Below are 21,870 nucleotides of genomic sequence, written 5' to 3'. Positions count from 1 at the left end.
AAAAAAAGAAAAATAAAAAAGGCGGAATCTCTTCCGCCTTTTTTGCCCCAAATCTACCATAAACTTAACCTACTAATGTTATGGTTCGGTAAATGTATGGCAGCTATATTTATGAAAAAAACTTTTTAGACGAATGGCAAATAAATCCGATTAAGTAAAACTAGGAGAGAGTAAAGAGTAAAGAATAAAGAGTAAAGAATAAAGAAAAAAGACGGACACATCAGTGTTCGTCTTTTTTTTTATCTATTTTTTTAGGTCTTTACTCTTTATTCTTTACTCTTTATTCTATTTTCTTTACTCTAAAAAAAAGAAAAATAAAAAAGGCGGAATCTCTTCCGCCTTTTTTGCCCCAAATCTACCATAAACTTAACCTACTAATGTTATGGTTCAGTAAATGTATGGCGACTATATTTTAAAAAAAAACTTTTTAGATGAATGGTCAATATTTTCGACGAAGTGATTGTAGAAGTCTGCTTTGTAAGTACTTATCTGAATAAAATAAAAAAGGTGGAATTGCTTCCACCCTTTTTGCCCCAAATCTACCATAAACTTAACCTACTAATGTTATGGTTTCCCAAAAGTATTGTAGCTTTTCATCTTTACCAAACAAACAGGATGAACGGCAAAAAAAACCGATGAAATGCACAAATTAACTTTTTCTTAGCGTTTTCTTAGTATGCTCTAGCATCTTTTCCTTCGTAAAAATTCATAAATGCACGATTTACAACTCGATTTCCACCTGGAGTTGGATAGTCTCCTGTAAAATACCAGTCACCTAAATTTTTAGGACATGCAATATGTAAATCTTCTACTTTTTGGAAAATGATTTTTACTTCGGCTTTAATTTCCGGAGAGCTTAACATTTCTGCAATTTTATCTGAAATCTCTTCTGGTGTAAATTGATCGTAGATAGCTGTAACATAGTTTACAACATCTTTGTCAGCGAAATTTTCTTGTGCTTTACACTTTGCATAAACTTCGTCAACAATATGATATAAGTTTCTTTCTTTCAATAAAGTTAGAGCAGCTCTAAAAGCAACAAGTCCTTCTAGTTTTGCCATATCGATTCCGTAACAATCTGGATAACGAATTTGCGGTGCCGATGAAACAATCACGATACGTTTTGGATTTAAACGATCCATCATTTTAATGATGCTCATTTTTAAAGTTGTACCACGAACAATACTATCGTCAATAATTACTAAATTATCTTCTGGCTTAATTACACCGTACGTAACATCGTAAACGTGTGCAACTAAATCGTCACGGCTGCTGTCTTCCGTAATAAAGGTTCTAAGTTTAGCATCTTTAATAGCAACTTTCTCCGTACGAATTTTTACAGCTAAAAGCTCCTGAAGTGTTTCAGCAGTTAGTGTGTTTCTGTTTTCCAGAATATAATTGTTTTTTCTCTGATTTAAGAAATCCTGAGCAGCTTCAACTAAACCATAAAATGAAGTTTCAGCTGTATTCGGAATATAAGAGAAAACAGTGTTATCTGTATCGCTGTCAATTGCGTCAAGAACCGCTGGTAAAATTAATTTCCCTAAGTTTTTACGTTCTTGATAAATTTCGGCATCACTTCCTCTTGAGAAATAAATTCTTTCAAACGAACAAGCTTTTTTAACGGTTGGTTCCAAGATTTGATTCATAGAAACTTTTCCGTTTTTCTTGATAATCAAAGCATGTCCCGGATCAATTTCCTGAACGCTTTCAAAAGGTACATTAAATACAGTTTGAATAACAGGTCTTTCAGAAGCTACTACAACTACTTCATCATCTTGATAAAAGTAGGCTGGACGAATTCCCGCTGGATCTCTAAAAACAAAGGCATCACCATGACCTAATAATCCAGCCATTGCGTAACCGCCGTCTAAGTTTTTAGCAGAACGAGCTAAGATTTTTGCAATATCCAAACGCTCCGCAATTACAGGTGAAGCTTCTCTTTTAGAATAACCTTCAGCTTTGCAGTCTTGGTACAATTGCATTACTTCTTTATCCAAAAAGTGACCAATTTTTTCCATTACCGTAACAGTATCCGCCATTTCTTTAGGATGCTGTCCCAATTCAACTAAATTTTCGAAAAGTTCTTTAACATTTGTCATATTAAAGTTTCCGGCCAAAATCAAGTTACGGTGCATCCAGTTGCTTTGACGCAAAAATGGGTGAACACTTTCGATGCTGTTTTTTCCAAAAGTTCCGTAACGAACGTGTCCTAAAAACAATTCGCCTACATATGGAATTTCAGATTTTATTTTATGAATATCGTCAGCAATTTCAGGTTTAGCTTTTAATTCTTCGCTGATTCGCTCGTTGATTTGTTTAAAAACATCTTGAATTGGCTGTGCATGATTTGAACGAACTCTGCTTATGTAGCGTTGTCCAGGATCAACATCAAGTTTAATGCTTGCAAAACCAGCGCCGTCTTGTCCGCGGTTGTGCTGTTTTTCCATCATTAAATACATTTTCTGAATTCCGTAAAAAGCAGTTCCGTATTTTTCTTTATAATATTCAAGCGGTTTAAGAAGTCTAACTAAAGCTATACCACATTCGTGTTTTAAAGCGTCGCTCATTTTTTTGTTTTTTTGTGTGTTGTAAGTTGTGTGTATTAACGTAATAAAAAAGCCCCGTTTTACCGAGGCTCTTAGGCATTATATTTCTATGTCAAACTGAGTTAACGACTTAAATTGCTGTAATCGAATCGCCACCTCGGCTTTGTTTAATGTTTCCATCCTTTCAGTTCCAAATTTCTCTACGCAGAACGAAGCTAAATTTGAACCGTAAATAATTGCGTTTTTCATATTGTTAAACGAAATGTTTTCGCTTTGTGCAATGAATCCAGAAAATCCTCCTGCAAAAGTGTCTCCAGCTCCTGTTGGATCAAAAACATCTTCTAGCGGTAAAGCTGGTGCAAAGAAAACTTCTCTGTTGTGGAATAAAAGTGCTCCGTGTTCTCCTTTTTTGATCACCACATATTTTGGTCCCATGTCTTGGATTTTAGCAGCCGCTTTTACTAATGAATATTCACCAGAAAGTTGTCTTGCTTCTTCATCATTAATTGTAATTACGTCTACACGTTTAATTACGTCTAATAATTCAGGAAGAGCGCAGTCCATCCAAAAGTTCATAGTATCTAAAACTACTAATTTTGGTTTTTTCTCCATTTGATCTAAAACACTGCTTTGTACTAATGGGTGTAAGTTTCCTAACATTACAACATCAGCATCTTTATAGTTTTGAGGAACTTTAGGCTGAAAATCAGCTAAAACATTCAATTCAGTTACAAGAGTGTCTCTAGAATTTAAATCGTTGTGGTATAAACCGCTCCAGAAAAAGGTTTTTCCGCCTTTTACAATTTCGATACCTGAGATATCAATATTTTTTGAAGTTAAAAGATCTAAATGTTCTTGAGGAAAATCATCGCCAACTACTGAAACAATAGCCGATTGCAAGTTAAAAAAGGATGCTGATAAACCAATGTACGTTGCAGCACCACCTAATATTTTATCTGTTTTTCCGAAAGGAGTTTCAATCGCGTCGAAAGCAACCGTTCCAACAATCAATAATTTATTCATTTTATGAATTTCGAATTAGGGTGCAAAGATACTCTATAAGTTACAATATTGCAATGCTTTAGGTTCTCAAAATTTTCTTAAAAAAAAGATATCGATTTCGGGCTTAAAACTATTGTAAATGAGTAAATTATATTTGAATCTTTTGAGTGCTCAAAATATCATTTTCAGAATTAAATTGCAATATTTATTTTGGAAAAAACGCTGAATATTTTTGTTAGATTTGTTTTAAACTCAAATTTCATTTATGAAGAAAATAGTAGTCTTATTTATAGTGTTCTGTCTTTTGATTTCCTGCAAAAGAAAAGAGCCTAATTTTTCTGAAGAAATGATTGAAACATTAGCTGACCGAGGAGAAATAAAAAACGACACTGCAGCATTACTACCGATGCCAATATTATTTTCAGACGTATACTTAAAGACAAATCATGATGAAATTTTTATGACAACTGAAAACGGTCTTTATGCATCTTACAAACTGTTTTACTCCAAAAAATATAAATCTTTCAAAATATTTTTAGAGACTTTTTTGAATGAAGATTTTGTGTTTGATGAGAATTCCCGACTTATTATCGAAAAGAAATTTAAATTAAATAAGAAAATACAAAAAGAATATGTTCAATTAGGATTCGAAAAATTTCTGAAAAAATATTCTGAACCATCCTATAAAAAGGGAGAATTTGAACTTAAAAAAGCAATTATAGGATCTGACGAATATTCTACAATAAGTTATATATTATATTTAAACCGATATGATATTAGTTTTGATGATATACATGTGAGATCTACTATAATTAAAAGAGAAGATTCTTTTAAATAATAACTACACCTCATACTACTTATCAAAAGAATTTTTTAGAAAGCTCAAAATAGGCTGTAGTTACTGTTAGCGATAGTGAATTTAGTTTTTTTGCTTACGATTCTTTAATTTATCTATATTTTTAATCCAATTAATTGCCTCTTTCATAGGTTCTTCATCGTCTGAAAACGCGGTATTGTGGCCCAAGTTTGGGAACAATTTATATTCATAATGTTTTCCTTTAGCTTTTAATACATCAAGATATTTGATGGATAGCTTTACAGGAACTTGAATGTCTTTGCCTCCAAAAATCCAGATTCCTGGAATTGATAATTTGGAAAGAATATCTTTGGGATCTGTGTCAACAAACTCGTATTTATCAGGGTCATTGAATACATGTTTTCTTGCTTCTTCTTCGGAGTGCGTATCCCAGAAATTTTTATTTCCATTGGTATAAAATTGGAATCTCAATTGTTCTTTGACTGTTATAAGAGCGCCGCTAAATATGGTCATAAATTGGACTTTCTTGTTTTTTTCTGCAGCCAATGGAATTATCCATCCAGCTTGACTGCCCCCTATTAAACCGATTGGTATTTTATTATTTGATAAAGATTTAGATAAAGTATTTACAGCAGCGCTCGCATCTAAAGACAAAAGATTTAGGTTTGAGAAATCAACGTTGTTAGTTCCTACTTCAGGTCCAACATATACACCCGCTGATTCTCCGACTCCACGTTTGTCATACGTTAAAACTGCAATTCCATTGTTGGCTAGGGTTGTGGCAAAGTCTATCATTCTTTTTTCTTGCCCAGATCCATGAACAATCACTACGGCAGCCTGCACTTTATTGGGTGTGAAAATAGTTCCGGCAAGTGAAACGCCTTCGCTAACAAATTTTATTTCTTTAGTAGTAAAGTTTGGTGGAAGTGCTGATGCATAACTAATGATAAAAAACAACAGCATTAAAAGAGAATACTTGCATGTTTTTTTTACTCTTAGAATTCTATTTAAAATGGCCATTTTACTTTTCATCTTTTAAAAAATCTATAACTGATACTTCTTATCAAAATAATTCTTCAAAACCCCAATCTGAATCAAAACCATAAAAGGAACGATTAAAATAGCGTACAATAAAGTTTTTGAAATATGAATTCCGGAAACAATTGCCGAAATTTTATCAGTGTATGATTTTCCTATTTCTATATTATTTTCTGCTCCGGCAAAAAACATATTATACAAAACTAAAAGGGCCAAAGCAATTCCGATAAAAATCCATGTTGAGATGGAAATTAAAGGCTTGTAAGGTTTTATTTTTGCTTTTTCAGCAACAAGAATTTGCGACATTAAATTCGAAGTAAAGTCGGCAGATGGCGATTGCAAAGTGTTTTCGGCCATCATTTTCTCAATAAGATTTTCTAAATTTTTATCTTCCTCTTTCATAACACTCTACTATTTCTGGTTCTAACTGCTTCTTTAAAATGGTAGCTAATTTTTGTCGGCTTCTAAATAATTTCACCTTGACATTATTAGCATTTATATTCATGATTTTGCCAATTTCCTCTAAATTCTGATCTTCAAAATAAAACAAAGTCAGTAAGAAATTATCTTCCCTCGGCAACAAATTTAAACAATTCTGAATGGCCTGCTTTCTTTCTTTATCTTCTAAAGCGCTCAAAGCATTGTCCATGGTTTTGACTAAATGCGATGAAAATTCATCTATGGAAATGTTTAAATCTTCTTTTTTGTTTTTCTTCAAACGGTCTAAACAATTATTATAAGAGATTTTATAAATCCAAGTTGAGAATTTAGAATCGCCTTTAAACTTGCTCAAAGAATTAAATACTTTAATAAAAGTATCCTGTGCGGCTTCTTCGGCTTCTTCTCTGTTTTTGACCATTTTAATCGACAATGTAAAAATCATATCCTTATAACGGTCGACCAGCACGGCAAACAAATTTGTCTCGCCCTGCAGGATTCTATCGATATAATGTTGATCTGGAATTGTACTCATATTATATAGGACGACAGTTTATTATTTTAGGTTACAGCTTTTGGTAAAAAATTTCAAAAAATAAATTCCAAATTCCAACTTCGAGATTTTACATATATAATAAGGATTGAAATTTGTCAAAAACTTTTATTTATAATTGGTTCACGCATTTTTGTCATTTCGACGAAGGAGAAATCTTCACAAGTAACTCCGCAACTATAGTCAAATCTTTGACGAGCTTCTCGCGAAGATTTCTCCTTCGTCGAAATGACAATTACGATTTTTACTTTGAGATTTCATACTTTTAATAAAACTCAAAATTAACTCATAATCAGCAAGTTTTGGAATTTGGAATTTATTTTTTGAAATTTTTCTTCAAAAGCTGTAACCTCAATTTAAAAGGTGTCGTCCTATGGAGTATCAATCAATTATAAAAACATAAAATTATGGGACCACAAGTTTTAGTACCACTTAGTCTTTTTGCGATGATCTTTGGGATTGTCTATCTTTTTTACTCAACAAGAAATAGAGAGCGTTTGGCTCTTATAGAAAAAGGTGCAGATGCCAGCATATTTTTAAAAGGCAAAACAAATGGAGTTCCAGCATGGAAAATCTTTATTTTGAATTCAGCTTTTCTTTTAATTGGAATAGGACTTGGCTTTTTTATTGCTTTATTCCTTTCAACTTACACAGATATGAATTCTGATGTCATTTATCCGGCAACAATTATTACAATGTCTGGGGTTGGATTGCTAGTAGGATTTCATAGAGCAAAAGATTTAGACAAAGAATAAATCGTAAGTAAGAATTTAAGTTAGTACAAAAAACGCATCAAATACTTGATGCGTTTTTTTATTCTTTAGAACCGATAGTTTCGTAGTAAACATCTACAGAAAGTTTCGGCTGCATTGATGCCATAACGGCCAATTGATCACAGCGTTCGTTTTGCGGATGATTGTTGTGGCCTTTTATCCACTTGAAGTCGACTTGATGTTTTCGGTAAACAATCAAAAATCTTTTCCATAAATCAGGATTTTTTCTGCCGGCAAATTTCTTTTTTTCCCAGCCCAAAACCCATTTTTTTTCGACTGAATCTACAACGTATTTGGAATCTGAAATGACAAGAACCTTCATATTTGGGTTTTTCAGTTTTTCCAAACCAACAATTACAGCCAAAAGTTCCATTCTATTATTAGTCGTCAAGCGAAAGCCTTCGTAAAATTCTTTTTTATGAGGTGTTCCAACTAATTCCATCACCACGCCGTAACCGCCGTTTCCTGGATTTCCTTTTGCAGCGCCATCGGTATATATATGTACTTCGTGATTCATGTGTTTATTTTTTTACCATACTAGTAATATAAGTTCATTTTATACTTCTGTCTTATATTGCTTTGTCAAATATGATAATAATTATTTTTGCGTAAATTTAAATTGTCTTATATAACTTACGTGATTTAAATTTTAGAATTTGAATCTTCCAATATTCTATGAATAATCTCTGGAAAATGTTTTTGTTCCAGTTCATGAATCTTTTCGGCAACGGTTTCCGGTGTATCGTCGTCTGTTAAAGCTACATTGGCTTGGAAAATAATACCGCCTTCGTCATAGTTTTCATTTACATAATGAATTGATATTCCGGTTTCTTTTTCCTTATTATTTACGATCGCTCTATGTATGTGCATTCCGTACATTCCTTTGCCTCCATAATTAGGCAAAAGTGCTGGATGTATGTTAATTATCTTATTTGGATACTGCTCAATTATGTTTTCAGGGAATTTCAGCAAAAAACCTGCAAGAACTATCAGATCCGGGTCGATTTTTTGTATTTTTTGTAAGACGTTTCGCTCTGAAAGATCAATTTTTGAGAAAATTTCGAAAGGAATTTGATATTTTTTTGCTCTTTCGATCACTTTTGCTTCTGCATTATTTGTAAACACACAAACCACCTTTGCGATTTCGATTTCCGAAAAATATTTTATAATGTTCTCGGCATTAGTTCCTGATCCTGAGGCAAAAACGATAATTTTTTTCATAATAGCATTTATTTTGAGAATGCAAAAAACGGAATAAAAATCCAAAATAAATAGCTTTAAAACGGCTTTCTTGAAATTAATTTTATAAATTAGTGTTACATTTATTAACTAAATAGTTGTTTTAAAATAAAGTTTTTTATTTTTGCCAACAAATTAAATTCTAAAATTAAAGATTATGTCAGACATTGCATCAAGAGTAAAAGCGATTATCGTAGACAAATTAGGTGTTGACGAAAACGAAGTTGTAACAGAAGCAAGCTTCACTAATGATTTGGGAGCTGACTCATTAGACACTGTTGAGCTTATTATGGAATTCGAAAAAGAATTTGATATTCAAATTCCAGACGATCAAGCAGAAAACATTGCTACTGTAGGTCAAGCTATTTCTTATATCGAGGAAGCTAAAAAATAATAATACCACACCCGATTTTTATATGTTATATATAAGTCGGGTGTTATTATTTTTTTAAAATTTAAATTTCGATTGATTTTCAATCAAAAAGATATATTTATATTGTAATGCCCATGGCTCTTAAGTAACATTATTGTTAAGAAAGCGTGGGTTTTATTTGTTTAAAGTACAAAATACATATTTATGGCATTAAGGCGAGTTGTTGTAACAGGATTAGGTGCACTTACTCCTATAGGGAATAATATCCAGGAATATTGGAATGCACTTGTGAATGGAGTAAGCGGAGCCGCTCCTATCACATACTATGATACAGAGAAGCATAAAACGAAATTTGCCTGCGAAGTAAAAAACTTCAATATTGAAGATTACATGGATCGCAAGGAATCTCGCAGACTAGATAAATTTGCTCAATATGCAATTGCTGCCAGTGATGAAGCTATTAAAGATGCTGGAATTACAAATGATAACGTAAACAAACAAAGAGTTGGTGTTATCTGGGGAGCAGGTATTGGCGGTTTAGAGACTTTTCAAGAAGAAGTAATGTATTATGCGAAAGGTGATGGAACGCCAAAGTTCAATCCGTTTTTTATCCCAAAAATGATCGCTGACATTGCTCCTGCACATATTTCTATGCGTAATGGTTATATGGGACCAAACTACACAACAGTTTCTGCATGTGCATCTTCTGCAAATGCATTAATTGATGCTTTCAATTACATTCGTTTAGGAATGTGCGATGTTATTGTATCAGGCGGATCTGAAGCTGCAGTTACAATTGCTGGTATGGGAGGGTTTAGCTCAATGCATGCTTTATCAACAAGAAATGAAAGCCCAGAAACAGCTTCAAGACCTTTTGACGCAACTAGAGATGGTTTCGTTTTAGGAGAAGGATCAGGAGCTTTGGTTCTTGAAGATTACGAACATGCAAAGGCAAGAGGTGCAAAAATTTACTGCGAAGTTGGCGGTGGCGGAATGTCATCTGATGCTTACCATTTAACAGCACCACATCCAGAAGGAATTGGAGTTATTGCTGTAATGGAAAATACTTTAAGAGATGCGGGAATGAAACCTGAAGATGTTGATCATATCAACACTCACGGAACTTCAACACCACTTGGAGATGTTGCCGAATTAAAAGCTATCAGTAAAGTTTTTGGAAGTCATGCTAAAAACATCAATATCAATTCAACAAAATCGATGACAGGACACTTACTTGGTGCAGCTGGAGCTATCGAAGCAATTGCTTCTATCTTGGCAATGCAGCACGGAATTGTTCCTCCAACAATTAATCATACTGTTGTCGACGAAAAAATTGATCCATCATTAAATCTTACCTTAAATAAACCTCAAAAAAGAGAGGTTAATGTTGCAATGAGCAACACTTTTGGTTTTGGTGGACACAATGCATGTGTATTGTTTAAAAAATTAGTTGACTAATTTTCGTATATGAATATTATCAAAAAAATATTTTCTAAATCCCGTTCTCTAGAAGACGGGATTTTTTTTGACACTATTCAGAAAATTCTTGGTTTTCAGCCGGTAAATGTTGATTTTTATAAAAAAGCCTTTACACACAGATCATCAAACAAGCTAGATGAAAATGGACAGCCAATTAACTATGAGAGGCTGGAATTTTTAGGTGATGCGATGTTAAGTGCCGTAATTGCTGCGCATTTATTTAATAAAGCACCAAATGGAGACGAAGGTTATTTGACTAAAATGAGATCAAAAATTGTGAGCCGTGAGCATTTGAATGAGCTCGGCAAAGATTTAAATCTGGTTCGCTTTGTGGAGAGCAAAGTACCGATTCAGCATTTTGGTGAAAATATACACGGAAATATTTTTGAATCTTTAGTTGGAGCAATTTATTTAGACAAAGGATATGCTTACTGCGAACGTTTTATTCAGAAACGAGTAATCACGCCTTATGTTGATATTGCCAGGCTTGAGGGAAAAGTAATTAGTTACAAAAGTTTAGTTATCGAATGGTGTCAGAAGGAAAAAAGAGTTTTTCATTATGACATTTTTGAGGATAACGGTATTGACGGTCAGCGCTTATTTGGCGTAAAATTAAGCATAGACAATAAAGTAATCGCAAGAGCGCGAGCAACTTCAAAAAAGAAGGCAGAAGAGAAAGCATCGCAAAGAGCTTATTTTGCATTTCAGGAGAAAATAGACAAGAAATAGCTACAAAAATGCTGTAACTATCTTAAAGCTATAACGTTTTCGTTTATAAATTAACAAAAACAACCACGTCATAACTATTGATGCTCCGTTAGAAATAGTATATTTACAACTTGATTTTTCATGACATGGCTATTCATAGATTGGATTTAGACGAATTTGACGAAATTGATTATTATTTAATGGCAATTCATACTTCATTAGAAGATTATAGACTAGCCTATTTTATCAATAAGATCCTTCCGATAAACTTAAGTAAGAGCAAAAACGAGATCCATGCTCAAACTAAAGAAGGAGAGGCAAATTTTTCTAGGTTTTATTATTATGATTCCGAAAAAGCAGTTTCATGGAATTTAATTCAGAATAAAAATGAAATCATTTCAGTGAGTACAGATGATTTCCAGAATTTGTTTTCTAATGAAACAAGTGAGGTTTCAACAACAATTCATTTACTTCCTGAATTCAAAAAAGTAGATTTTTTCCTGAAAATAGAGAATAGCGAGGAGACTCTAAATTTTTCAGAAATTCAACAACAACTAAATACCATAGAGAGTGTTGCAGCTATTTATGCTGTCGATACAAATAAAATAAAATCAAAAAACAATCTAATTTTTTAAAAAAAATGTTAACAAACAAGAAAACCAAAATTGTTGCTACACTTGGTCCCGCATGTAGTACAAGAGAGATTATCAAGGATATGATCGAGGCAGGGGTTAATGTGTTTAGAATCAATTTTTCGCATGCAGATTACGAAGGAGTAAAAGAAAAAATCGACATCATTAGAGGTCTAAATGAAGAGTTTGGTTATACTACAGCAATTTTAGGAGATTTGCAAGGACCAAAACTTAGAGTTGGTGTAATGGAAGAAGGAACTGTTGTACATGATGGTGATGAAATTACTTTCACAACAGCAGAAGATATTGTCGGAAATGCAAAAAAAGCATTTATGAAATATCAAAATTTTCCAAATGATGTAAATGTTGGAGAGCGTATTTTGCTTGACGATGGTAAACTTATTTTTGAAATTGTTTCTACAGATAAAAAAACAGAAGTTGTTGCTAAAGTTATTCAAGGTGGAGAATTAAAATCTAAAAAAGGCGTTAATCTTCCAAACACAAAAATATCTTTACCGGCTTTAACTGAAAAAGATATTGCTGATGCGATTTTTGCAATCGAGCAAAAAGTAGACTGGATCGCACTTTCATTTGTGAAAACTCCTCGCGATTTACAAGATTTGCAAGAATTAATTGCGAAGCATTCAGAAGTTAAAATTCCAATTATTGCTAAAATTGAAATGCCAGAAGCTCTAGAGAACATGGATAAAATTGTAGCATATTGCGATGGTTTAATGGTGGCTCGTGGAGATCTTGGAGTTGAACTTCCTGCTCACGAAGTGCCATTGGTACAAAAAGATTTGATCCGCAGAGCAAAAACGGCTAGAATTCCTGTTATCGTTGCTACACAAATGATGGAAACAATGATTACAAGTTTAACTCCAACAAGAGCAGAAGTAAATGACGTTGCTAACTCAGTAATGGACGGTGCAGATGCGGTAATGTTGTCTGGTGAAACTGCTACAGGAAACTACCCAGTTCAAGTAATCCAAAGAATGACTCAAATTTGTGAGGCAGTTGAGGATTCTGAACTTATTCATGTTCCTCAAAACACACCACAAATCAAAACTAAACGTTTTGTTACTAAAACAGTTTGTCACCAAGCGGCTTTATTAGCTAATGAAATTAGTGCAAAAGCAATTTGTACTTTAACAAACAGTGGTTACACTGCTTTCCAGATTTCAGCTTGGAGACCTTCAACGGCACATATTTTAGTGTTTACTTCAAACAGAAGAATCTTGACACAATTAAACTTATTGTGGGGAGTTAAATCTTTCTTCTATGATAATGAAGAAAGTACTGATGATACAGTAACTGATGTAAATAAAATTGCAATTGAAAAAGGATATGCTACAAAAGGAGATTATTTAATCAACCTTGCAGCAATGCCTATCAAAGATAAAGGAATGGTAAATACCATGAGAGTTTCTGAAATAGAATAGTTTTCTTTTTTAAGATATACTAAAAGCCATTCGAAAGAATGGCTTTTTTTTTTGCCCTTTTTTGAACGTTTGATTCAAGTAGTATAATTGGAACAAAAATCTTTTTCAAAAATAATAATCTGCGGTAATCAAAACCACTGTTTTTGTTCAACAAATTTTGTTAAATGCTACAACAAGCTATTGAAGTTTTCTTTTTTTAACGTTTCATTTTATAAAATGAAACCATGTCATGGCTCAAAAATAGGATTGTCCGGTCTTTTATTATTTAATTTTGAGATACTTAAATAAAAGTTAAGAAAAATCTTGTTTTCATTTCGGGTAATTTTTATCGACAATAAAATTTGAAACAGCGATTTTCCCAGAACGATTTTTATTTAAAGAAAAAGCCCTGACATTTTCGCTTTTATAAGCACGTCTCTTTATAAACTAATTATTAACAAATTTTATTACCATGAAACAATTTAAGTTTTACTGCAGATTTAATAATGCGATGATAATATTTGCATTAATATGTTCGAGCCTTTCACTTTCGGCCCAAAACAAAAAACCTAATATTTTGATACTTTGGGGTGATGATATTGGAACTACTAATATTAGTGCTTATAGTGATGGACTTATGGGCTATACAACGCCTAATATAGATCGTTTAGCCAATGAAGGACTACGTTTTTTACACTACTATGGAGAACAAAGCTGTACAGCAGGACGTGCCGCTTTTTTAACAGGACAGCATGGTCTTAGAACCGGACTTACTAAAGTTGGTTACCCAGGAGCACCAATGGGTATGAGCCAGTTAGATCCTTCTATCGGAGGAATTATGAAAAACTTAGGCTATGTTACGGGTCAATTTGGTAAAAATCACGTGGGAGACCGAAATGAAAATTTGCCGACTGTAAATGGTTTTGATGAATTTTTCGGAAATCTGTATCACTTAAATGCTGAAGAAGAACCAGAATTGCCAGATTATCCTAAAGATCCAGAATACTTTAAAAAATTTGGTCCAAGAGGCGTTTTAAAATGTACTGCAACAAATGTTGATGACGCAACAACTGATCCTCGTTTTGGAAGAGTTGGAAAACAAAAAATTGAAGATACTGGAGCACTTACTAAAAAAAGAATGGAAACGGTTGATGACGAAACTTCAGCTGCTGCCATAGATTTTATTAAAAGACAAAATGCTGCAGGGAAACCATTTTTCTGCTGGTTCAATGCTACTCGTATGCACCTTCGCACACACGTTAGAGCAGAGCACAGAGGCAGATACACACACGGAGACAGTGAATATGTTGATGGTATGATTGAACATGATGAAACTATCGGAAGTATCTTAAAAGCGCTAGACGATTTAGGAATTGCTGATAATACTATTGTTGTTTATTCTACAGATAATGGACCTCATATGAACACATGGCCTGATGGCGCTATGACACCATTCCGTTCAGAAAAAAATACCAATTGGGAAGGTGCTTTCCGTGTTCCATGTATCGTACGCTGGCCAGGTGTTATTAAACCAGGAACTGTTACTACTGAATTAATGAGTCATAATGACTGGATGCCAACATTAGCCTCTATTGCTGGTGAACCGGATTTAGTTAATAAACTTTTAAAAGGTTACAATGCTAACGGAAAATCGTATAAAGTGCATTTAGATGGTTTTGATCAAAGTAAATTTTTAGAAGGCAAAACACCAAAAAGTGCTAGAGATAAATTCTTCTATACAGATGATGATGGCCTTTTAGTTGGTTTGAGAGAAGGAGATTACAAGTATGTTTTTGCCGAACAACGTCTGGCTGGAACACTAGGGGTTTGGGCAGAACCGTTTACAAAACTTCGTCTGCAAAAAATATTCAATTTGTATCAGGATCCATTTGAAAGAGCCGATTTCACTTCAAACACCTATTGGGATTGGGTTATGAACCACGTTCAGATGGTGTACGGTGCGATATATGATGTAGGCGTATTTGCCCAAACATTTAAAGAATATCCGCCAAGATCAATTCCTCCAAGTTTCTCAGCATACACCATTATGGAAGAAGCTATGAAAGATATCAAAGCACAAAAATATATTGAGCAAAATGTGCTGCCTAAATTAAAAGACGATGCAGATGACGCTCCAAAAAAGAAAAAATAAAGTATAGATAATTAAAGAAACAGGACTTTTTACGTCCTGTTTCTTTTCACTTAATATTATTCATCATGCAGAAAAAACTAGTACTAATAACGATGCTTATTTTTTTATTTCTTTCATGCAAAAAATCAGAAGAAAGCACAACGGTTAATCCAAAAGACAGTACAGCAACTGCTGTAACCAGTGGCGATCCATTGCCAAGCTGGAATGACGGAACTTTAAAAAAAGACATTATTGCTTATGTCGAAAAGGTAACAAAAGAAGGAAGTCCAGATTTTATTCCGGTAGAAAACAGAATTGCAACCTTTGATAATGACGGAACACTTTGGGCTGAAAAACCTTATGTTCAGGAATTATTTGCTTTTTATCGCGTTAAAAAAATGGTAGAAGCGAATCCTGCTTTAGCCCAAAAACAGCCTTTTAAAGCGGTTGTAGAAAAAGACAAAACCTTTTTTGAAAAAGGCGGAGATAAAGCACTAATTGAATTGGTTGCCGCAACTCATACAGGAATGACCGAAGATGAGTTTGAAGCTTCTACAAAAGAGTTTTTTGCTGGTGCTCAATATCCTGGTAAAAATGTTCCAATAAAACAAATCAGATACCAGCCTCAATTGGAGCTTTTGAATTATTTGCGTGCAAATGGTTTCAAAACTTTCATTGTAACTGGTGGAACTGTTGAAGTGGTGCGTGCTATATCTCAGGAATTTTATGGCATTCCAAAAGATCAGGTTGTAGGAACTTCTTTCAAATATACATTTGATGATGCATCAAACAGTGTCAAAAGAGAGCCTGCTTTAGATCATTTTAATGATAAAGAAGGTAAACCTGTTGGCATACAACTGCATATTGGTCAACGACCAGTTTTTGCCTGCGGTAACGAAGGCGGAGCCGGTGATCTTGCTATGTTAAGATATTCTTCGGGAAGCAAATATCCATCTTTCCAAATGATTGTAAATCATAATGATTCCATCAGAGAATACAATTATCAGGAAAAAGATAATCTATCCTTAAATACTGCTGCCAAATACAAATATCATGTAGTAAGTATCAAAGACGATTGGAAGAAAGTTTTTGCAGATAAATAACTATGAGTTTTAAAATGAATCAAAAATCATTATAAATCTTTAAAAGAATTATTATGAATCGAGCTAGAATATATACCGCCACAAAACTTTTATTCAGTATATTTTTAATTCTTTTAAATTTTTCAGCATTCGCGCAAGAAGAGCCAAAAGCCGGAGCAAGTGCCCAAGAACTTGCAGATAAATTAGCAAATCCGGTTGCAAGCCTAATTAGTGTCCCGCTGCAAAATAATCTTACTTATGGGATTGGTCCCTATAATGGAGTAAAATATCAGATCAATATACAACCCGTAATTCCATTTAAATTAAGTGAAAATCTAAATTTAATTACGCGTTATATTCTTCCAGTTGTTGATCAGCAGGATGTCATCGGAGAAAATACCCATGAATTCGGTTTAAGCGACGCAACCGTAACAGCATTTTTTGCTCCTAAAACCAAAGGAATTATTTTAGGATTTGGTCCTGCTTTTTTAGTACCAACTGCTACCGAAAAACTTTTAGGAACAGAAAAATTCGGAATTGGGCCAAGCGTTTTAGTAATGCATCAGGGAAAAGGACTTTCGATAGGTTTTTTAGCCAATCAAATTTGGTCTGTCGCAGGCAATGCCGACAGAGCCGATTGCAATCAATTTTACACCCAAATATTTCTAACACATAGTTATAAAAGCGGCGCAAGTTTAGGTATTACTTCAGAAATTACCCAAAACTGGCAGGGCAATACAACCCTTATTACACTGAGTCCAAATGCGGGTGCGATTACAAAATTAGGAGGTCAGACCATGCAATTTGCTGTTATGCCTTTAATACCCATTGTGGGCCATTCAAGCATAAGACCAGATTGGGGATTACGAGCAGTTGTATCATTTATATTTCCAGGTAAATAATATTTCTAAGTTTCTTTTAACAGACTGAAATTTCAAAAAGAAAAAATCAGAATTGAGTTTAGATAAATCATTCTCATGGCAGAAAAAGAATCAGATAGCGCCGAAAGTTTTTTTGATCGATTGGCATCGAAAGCAGAACGCTACGATAAAGGAGCAGCGATCAGAAAAGATGTGCCTCGTTCTTCGCATCAGGAATGGACGCCGACTGAAGATCGTGAAGATCCTGTTGCTATTTTGATAAAGACAAGTATTGGGAGACTTGAAAGTTTATTGCCTATCCGATATCGAAGAATGATCGAATCGCCATTTGCTTTTTATCGAGGTGCCGCAGCAATTATGGCAGCAGATTTAGCAAATACACCAAACACAGGAATGCAACTGCAGCTTTGCGGTGATTGTCATTTAATGAATTTTGGCGGTTTTGCAACTCCTGAACGTAAATTGGTCTTTGATATTAACGATTTTGACGAAACGTTTCCCGGCCCTTGGGAATGGGATGTAAAAAGACTAGCAACAAGTTTTGCAATAGCTGGAAAATGGCGAAAATTTTCGGCTAAAGACTGTAAATCATTTGCATGGCATGTTGCCGACAGTTACAAACGCCATATGCTCGATTACAGTAAATTATCGGCACTTCAAATTTGGTATGCTGATATTGATTTGGCAGAACTTATTGATTTGGGGAAAGATGAAGAACTGAAAGAATTTCAGCAGAAACGAATAAAAAAAGCCGCCGAATCTATTGCTCACGAAAAAGAATTTGCAAAAATGACCTATTTAGATGGAGTTCGAGCCAGAATAAAAGATGATCCGCCATTGATTTATCATCCTTCAGGAACTGAAGAAAGTTATACGTTAAGAGAAGCCAAGCAGGTGCATAAACGGTATATAGAATCACTTCCAGAAGACAAACAAGTTTTGTTAAGCAGATACACCATGCATGATTTTGCGATAAAAGTAGTAGGCGTAGGAAGTGTTGGAACGCGCTGCGGTATCAGCTTATTAATGTCGGCTACCGGAGAACCTATTTTTTTGCAGTTTAAAGAAGCAAGAAAGAGTGTATTAGAACCTAACGTAAACATTAAAGGCAAATATAATCATCAGGGCGAGCGAATTGTGATGGGACAAAAATTAATGCAATCGGCTCCAGATATGTTTTTAGGCTGGACAAATGATGATAAAGGCAAATATTTTTATGTTCGTCAGCTTCGCGATGCCAAGATAAAGCCAGTTATCGAAATAATGAAATCCGAAAACATGGCAGATTACGCCAAAGCCTGCGGATGGGCGCTTGCAAGAGCACACGCACGATCCGGCGATCCGTCACTTTTGTCAGGATATATTGGGAATAGCAATGAATTTGCTAATGCAATTTCTAAATTTTCTATGTTGTACGCGCATCAAAATGAATTGGATTACAACAAAATGGTCGATGCTGTAAAAGAGGGAAGATTGCCTATTTCAGCAGAAGTATAATTTGCGCAATTGCAGTTCTTCAGAATAAATAAAAAAGAGATTTATGAGAAGCAAAACTTACATTTTGATATGAAATCCATCAAACATCATAAGTAAGATTTTTTGCAATAAACTATGTTAATTAAAGAAAATAATATACCTTTAGGATATATTAAAGTGCTGTTAGATAGTTGTTTGTGTTAATTTTACAATTAATTTACATTGCTTTATTGCCCCAAAGATTTATTTTGATTTTAATACATTCGAGTTAAACTAATTTAATTATTAATTTAAATACCACAACAATGAATATTAAAAGAACAAATCTTCGTATAATTCCGTTAGTTTTATTGGGATTACTTTACAGCTGCTCACCTACAGTAAAAGTTACCACAGATTATGACCACTCAGCTAATTTCAGTCAATATAAAACTTTTACAGTTTATGATTTAAAAGCTCAGGAAGGTCAAGTAAATCAACTTAATGCAGATCGTGTTGCAAAAGCGATTCGTGCCGAAATGACCGCAAAAGGATTCGTAGAATCATCTGAGAATCCTGATTTAAAAGTAAATGCAGTATCTATTTTAAAAAATAAAACCCAAGTAACAGCCGACACTAATTTTTATGGCTATGGCGGTATGTACCGTCCATATGGATATTGGGGTGGCGGCGCTATGATGGGCGGAGGTACTACAACATTCAATTCTTACGATTATGTTGATGGTTCGCTTGTAATTGATATTGTTTCTTCAAAAACACAAAAACTGCTTTGGCAAGGAATAGGAAATGCTCAAATTGACAGCAAACCAGACAATCCAGAAGAATTTATTGCCGGCGCAATTAAAAAGATATTAGAAGGCTTTCCCCCAGGTCTCGCTAAAAAATAACTTATAAATTTATTCTAAAAAGGCAGTTGTACTTATCTGGCTCCAGATAAGTATAGCCTTTATGAGTTATGGTACATTACTTTCTTTTAAAAAATCTTTTTTTTTTAGAAAGAGCTATTATTAATATAAATAACTAATATATGCTGGATATAGTACTTTCTCTTTTCTTTTTCATGGCTACAATAGTTGGCTTTGCAACATCATTTATGGTGCTGTTTTCTAAAAAAAACTACTCAAAGAGTTTCTTTTTAGGGCTGTTCTTATTTAGCCTTGCTGTTGTCAGTGTATATAATTTTTACTTGTCAGCAAATGTTCTTAATTTTTTCCCTGATCTTTTTATGATCACGAAACCATTTATATTTTTAGTAGCGCCTTGTGCTTTTCTGTATGTGCGAAATCTTCTGTTTTCAGACAGTACTTTTCAAAAATATGACTGGCTTCATTTTCTTCCTTTTCTTATTTATTTTGGTTTGACATTTTGCGTTTGGATAGGAAATGTTGCTGATTTCCCTTTTGCACAAAGCATTTCGCCTAAAATCCAAAATCCATTTTCAATGGTGAGTCTGACCGTTTGGCTGCTTTATGCTTTTTGTCAGACCATGATGGTTTTGAATTATGATTTAGAAAAATTAAAGAAAAATCATTTTAACAGAATAAAAATTTTAAACTGGGTACGCGTTTATAATTTGGTGATATTGTTTTTGTTTTCGGCTTTATTTGTGCACTACTTTTTAGTCAGTAATGTTTATACAATTGACTTTTCTTGTTATGTCTTAATTTCATTTGTGCTTATTTTTACAGTTGGATGGCTTTACTTCAAGCCTCAGATATTCTATGATATAAACTCAAATGAGGTTAATGATAATTTTCAGATTGTTGAAGAAAAACTGCTGGTAATTAAAGAAGACGAATCAAAAAATGCGTTGCCGTTAGTCAAAGAGCTAACCATTGAAAAAAAGCATCAGTATTTGCTTCAGTTGGAGGAAATTTTTACTTCAAAAGAACTTTTTCTAAAGAAGGATTTAGTGATTAGAGATATTGCTGATGAAACAGGAATTTCGGTACATCATCTTTCTAATTTAATTAATTCTGAATTTAATCTGCATTTTCAGGATTATGTAAATCTTAAAAGAATAGAATATTTTAAAGAAAAAATTAATGACCCAGAATGGAAAGATCTTTCTCTTGAAGGAATGGCTTGGGGATCTGGTTTTAAATCCAGAACAACCTGTTTTAGAGCTTTTTTAAAACATACCGGAAAATCGCCTTCAGAATATTTTAAAGTGATCAGATTGAATCCAGAAAAACAAATACGGATTATTTAAAAGGATAGTTTATTTACGATTGTAAAAGCTCATTAATTTTAAATATAAAGACAATGAAAATAAAATTAAATCAACATAGACCCATCAAAAAGTCAGCTATTTTATTTTTAATGACACTACTATGTTTTTCAGGCCATGCACAGCTTAAAGGCGGTCATATTTTAGGAGGAATGGGATTGCAGTCTGGAACTCAGGCACCAGAAAATACACTTAGTGTTTATATTCCAAATTACATTTATAGCGCTTCAACACTGCGGGATGCAAATGGTGACAAAGCAATGACAAATCCTGATTTAACAATGTACTTGGTGGGTGCTGGAGCCTCTTACGTAAGTGATTTTAAAATTTTAGGAGCTAATTACGGAGCTACAATTTTGCTTGCTCTTGCGGCTAATACCATTCAGGGAAACAACGCAAATATTGACAATTCACTCGCATTTACAGATATGTACATTGTGCCGGTTCAATTAGGATGGCATCATAAAAAAGCCGATTTTGTTTTTAGCTACCAATTGTATCTCCCAACAGGAAAATTTACAGCTGGAGCTCCAGACAATAGTGGTTTGGGAATGTTTATGAATGAATTTTCAGGAGGAACAACTTTATACTTTAATGATAAAAAAACCTTTCATTTTTCAGCTTTGGCTTCTTATGAATTAAATGGGAAAAAGAAAGATACCAATATTAAAACTGGAGATATTTTAAGTATTGAAGGCGGTTTGGGCAAAACATTTTATCAAATGAATGCTGAAAAAACAGCACCCACCGGAATTTTTAATGCTGGTTTGATTTATTATCTGCAATACAAAGTAAGCCATGATGAAATTCCTGTTCCTGTCATTGGAGTTGTTGAAGGCCATAAAGATCGCGTTGGCGGAATTGGAGCCGAAGTCAACTATTTTCATATCGGCTGTAAAACTTCTGCAGGATTTAGATGGATAGCTGAGGTTGACGCCATAAATAGATTTCAGGGAAACACATTTTTTATAACGCTTGCTCATGTATTCAGTTTCAAAAAAGAACAGCCTAAATAGTAAATTTTTTATTTACAGGTAAAAACCATATT

21 protein-coding genes are annotated in these 21,870 nt (G+C 33.8%); 14 read left to right on the top strand and 7 right to left on the bottom strand.

Translation table 11 applies throughout. From position 1 onward, the window contains the following. Window positions 1-671: 671 nt before the first annotated feature. Window positions 672-2,570 (bottom strand): amidophosphoribosyltransferase, encoded by a 1,899-nt coding sequence (locus tag GKZ88_RS07040; RefSeq protein ID WP_155101660.1) that lies wholly within the window; start codon window positions 2,568-2,570, stop codon window positions 672-674. Window positions 2,571-2,648: 78 nt separating this feature from the next. Then, window positions 2,649-3,572 carry a PfkB family carbohydrate kinase gene (locus GKZ88_RS07035; RefSeq protein WP_155101659.1) on the bottom strand — a complete coding sequence of 308 codons (924 nt, stop codon included), beginning with the start codon at window positions 3,570-3,572 and terminating at the stop codon, window positions 2,649-2,651. Window positions 3,573-3,816: 244 nt separating this feature from the next. Between GKZ88_RS07035 and GKZ88_RS07030 the strand changes: the two genes are divergently transcribed. Then, a complete protein-coding gene (locus tag GKZ88_RS07030) occupies window positions 3,817-4,389 on the top strand; it encodes a hypothetical protein (RefSeq protein WP_155101658.1) in 573 nt (190 codons plus the stop codon). Window positions 4,390-4,470: 81 nt separating this feature from the next. Here the strand turns inward: GKZ88_RS07030 and GKZ88_RS07025 are convergent, their stop codons facing one another. From GKZ88_RS07025 to GKZ88_RS07015, 3 genes are read right to left on the bottom strand one after another with little or no spacing between them, the layout of a single operon-like run. Further along, window positions 4,471-5,400, bottom strand: coding sequence for an alpha/beta hydrolase (locus tag GKZ88_RS07025; protein ID WP_230392473.1), 930 nt, complete (start codon window positions 5,398-5,400; stop codon window positions 4,471-4,473). A 12-nt stretch (window positions 5,401-5,412) separates the two neighbouring features. Continuing rightward, on the bottom strand, window positions 5,413-5,808 hold the full coding sequence (locus GKZ88_RS07020) for a hypothetical protein (RefSeq protein WP_155101657.1): 396 nt from the start codon (window positions 5,806-5,808) through the stop codon (window positions 5,413-5,415). Further along, window positions 5,792-6,379: a sigma-70 family RNA polymerase sigma factor gene (locus GKZ88_RS07015; RefSeq protein ID WP_155101656.1), complete on the bottom strand. Its 588-nt coding sequence runs from the start codon at window positions 6,377-6,379 to the stop codon at window positions 5,792-5,794. Before GKZ88_RS07015 ends, GKZ88_RS07020 begins: the two co-directional genes overlap by 17 nt. A gap of 425 nt (window positions 6,380-6,804) precedes the next feature. Here GKZ88_RS07015 and GKZ88_RS07010 point away from each other — a divergent pair, with 425 nt between their 5' ends. Next, complete coding sequence (locus GKZ88_RS07010; RefSeq protein ID WP_155101655.1) at window positions 6,805-7,152, top strand: DUF6249 domain-containing protein; 348 nt, start codon at window positions 6,805-6,807, stop codon at window positions 7,150-7,152. A gap of 58 nt (window positions 7,153-7,210) precedes the next feature. Here GKZ88_RS07010 and rnhA read toward each other — a convergent pair whose 3' ends face one another. Together rnhA and purN are read right to left on the bottom strand one after the other, a co-directional pair. Next, window positions 7,211-7,687, bottom strand: coding sequence for a ribonuclease HI (gene rnhA, locus GKZ88_RS07005; RefSeq protein WP_127338180.1), 477 nt, complete (start codon window positions 7,685-7,687; stop codon window positions 7,211-7,213). 125 nt (window positions 7,688-7,812) lie between these two features. Continuing rightward, window positions 7,813-8,391, bottom strand: a complete 579-nt coding sequence (purN, locus tag GKZ88_RS07000; RefSeq protein WP_155101654.1) for a phosphoribosylglycinamide formyltransferase — start codon at window positions 8,389-8,391, stop codon at window positions 7,813-7,815. Between the two features lie 175 nt (window positions 8,392-8,566). Here purN and GKZ88_RS06995 point away from each other — a divergent pair, with 175 nt between their 5' ends. The 12 genes from GKZ88_RS06995 to GKZ88_RS06940 all read left to right on the top strand — a co-directional run bounded on the left by GKZ88_RS06995 (window position 8,567) and on the right by GKZ88_RS06940 (window position 21,838). Beyond that, window positions 8,567-8,803 carry an acyl carrier protein gene (locus GKZ88_RS06995; protein WP_007137004.1) on the top strand — a complete coding sequence of 79 codons (237 nt, stop codon included), beginning with the start codon at window positions 8,567-8,569 and terminating at the stop codon, window positions 8,801-8,803. Window positions 8,804-8,986: 183 nt separating this feature from the next. After that, window positions 8,987-10,240, top strand: a complete 1,254-nt coding sequence (gene fabF / locus GKZ88_RS06990; protein WP_155101653.1) for a beta-ketoacyl-ACP synthase II — start codon at window positions 8,987-8,989, stop codon at window positions 10,238-10,240. 9 nt (window positions 10,241-10,249) lie between these two features. After that, window positions 10,250-10,990, top strand: coding sequence for a ribonuclease III (gene rnc / locus GKZ88_RS06985; RefSeq protein WP_155101652.1), 741 nt, complete (start codon window positions 10,250-10,252; stop codon window positions 10,988-10,990). 125 nt (window positions 10,991-11,115) lie between these two features. Continuing rightward, on the top strand, window positions 11,116-11,604 hold the full coding sequence (locus tag GKZ88_RS06980; RefSeq protein ID WP_155101651.1) for an IPExxxVDY family protein: 489 nt from the start codon (window positions 11,116-11,118) through the stop codon (window positions 11,602-11,604). A 5-nt stretch (window positions 11,605-11,609) separates the two neighbouring features. After that, the gene (gene pyk, locus GKZ88_RS06975) at window positions 11,610-13,043 is read left to right on the top strand and encodes a pyruvate kinase (RefSeq protein ID WP_155101650.1); all 1,434 of its coding nucleotides are present in this window, start codon (window positions 11,610-11,612) and stop codon (window positions 13,041-13,043) included. Between the two features lie 451 nt (window positions 13,044-13,494). Next, window positions 13,495-15,174 (top strand): arylsulfatase, encoded by a 1,680-nt coding sequence (locus GKZ88_RS06970; protein WP_155101649.1) that lies wholly within the window; start codon window positions 13,495-13,497, stop codon window positions 15,172-15,174. A gap of 65 nt (window positions 15,175-15,239) precedes the next feature. Beyond that, window positions 15,240-16,256, top strand: a complete 1,017-nt coding sequence (locus tag GKZ88_RS06965; protein ID WP_155101648.1) for an HAD family hydrolase — start codon at window positions 15,240-15,242, stop codon at window positions 16,254-16,256. 53 nt (window positions 16,257-16,309) lie between these two features. Next, a complete protein-coding gene (locus GKZ88_RS06960) occupies window positions 16,310-17,137 on the top strand; it encodes a hypothetical protein (RefSeq protein WP_155101647.1) in 828 nt (275 codons plus the stop codon). A 75-nt stretch (window positions 17,138-17,212) separates the two neighbouring features. Further along, entirely contained in the window at window positions 17,213-18,613 is a 1,401-nt protein-coding gene (locus GKZ88_RS06955; RefSeq protein WP_155101646.1) for a DUF2252 domain-containing protein, read from the top strand. A 284-nt stretch (window positions 18,614-18,897) separates the two neighbouring features. Beyond that, a complete protein-coding gene (locus tag GKZ88_RS06950; protein ID WP_155101645.1) occupies window positions 18,898-19,479 on the top strand; it encodes a DUF4136 domain-containing protein in 582 nt (193 codons plus the stop codon). Between the two features lie 140 nt (window positions 19,480-19,619). Then, window positions 19,620-20,804, top strand: a complete 1,185-nt coding sequence (locus GKZ88_RS06945) for a helix-turn-helix domain-containing protein (RefSeq protein WP_155101644.1) — start codon at window positions 19,620-19,622, stop codon at window positions 20,802-20,804. Between the two features lie 53 nt (window positions 20,805-20,857). After that, a complete protein-coding gene (locus GKZ88_RS06940; RefSeq protein WP_155101643.1) occupies window positions 20,858-21,838 on the top strand; it encodes a transporter in 981 nt (326 codons plus the stop codon). The last annotated feature ends 32 nt before the right edge of the window (window positions 21,839-21,870 follow it).

The sequence above is a fragment of the Flavobacterium sp. LC2016-01 genome (assembly GCF_009711135.1).
In the GTDB taxonomy this organism is placed as follows: domain Bacteria; phylum Bacteroidota; class Bacteroidia; order Flavobacteriales; family Flavobacteriaceae; genus Flavobacterium.
Note: the sequence above shows the minus strand (reverse complement) of the source record. Positions and strands in the feature narration are given on the sequence as shown.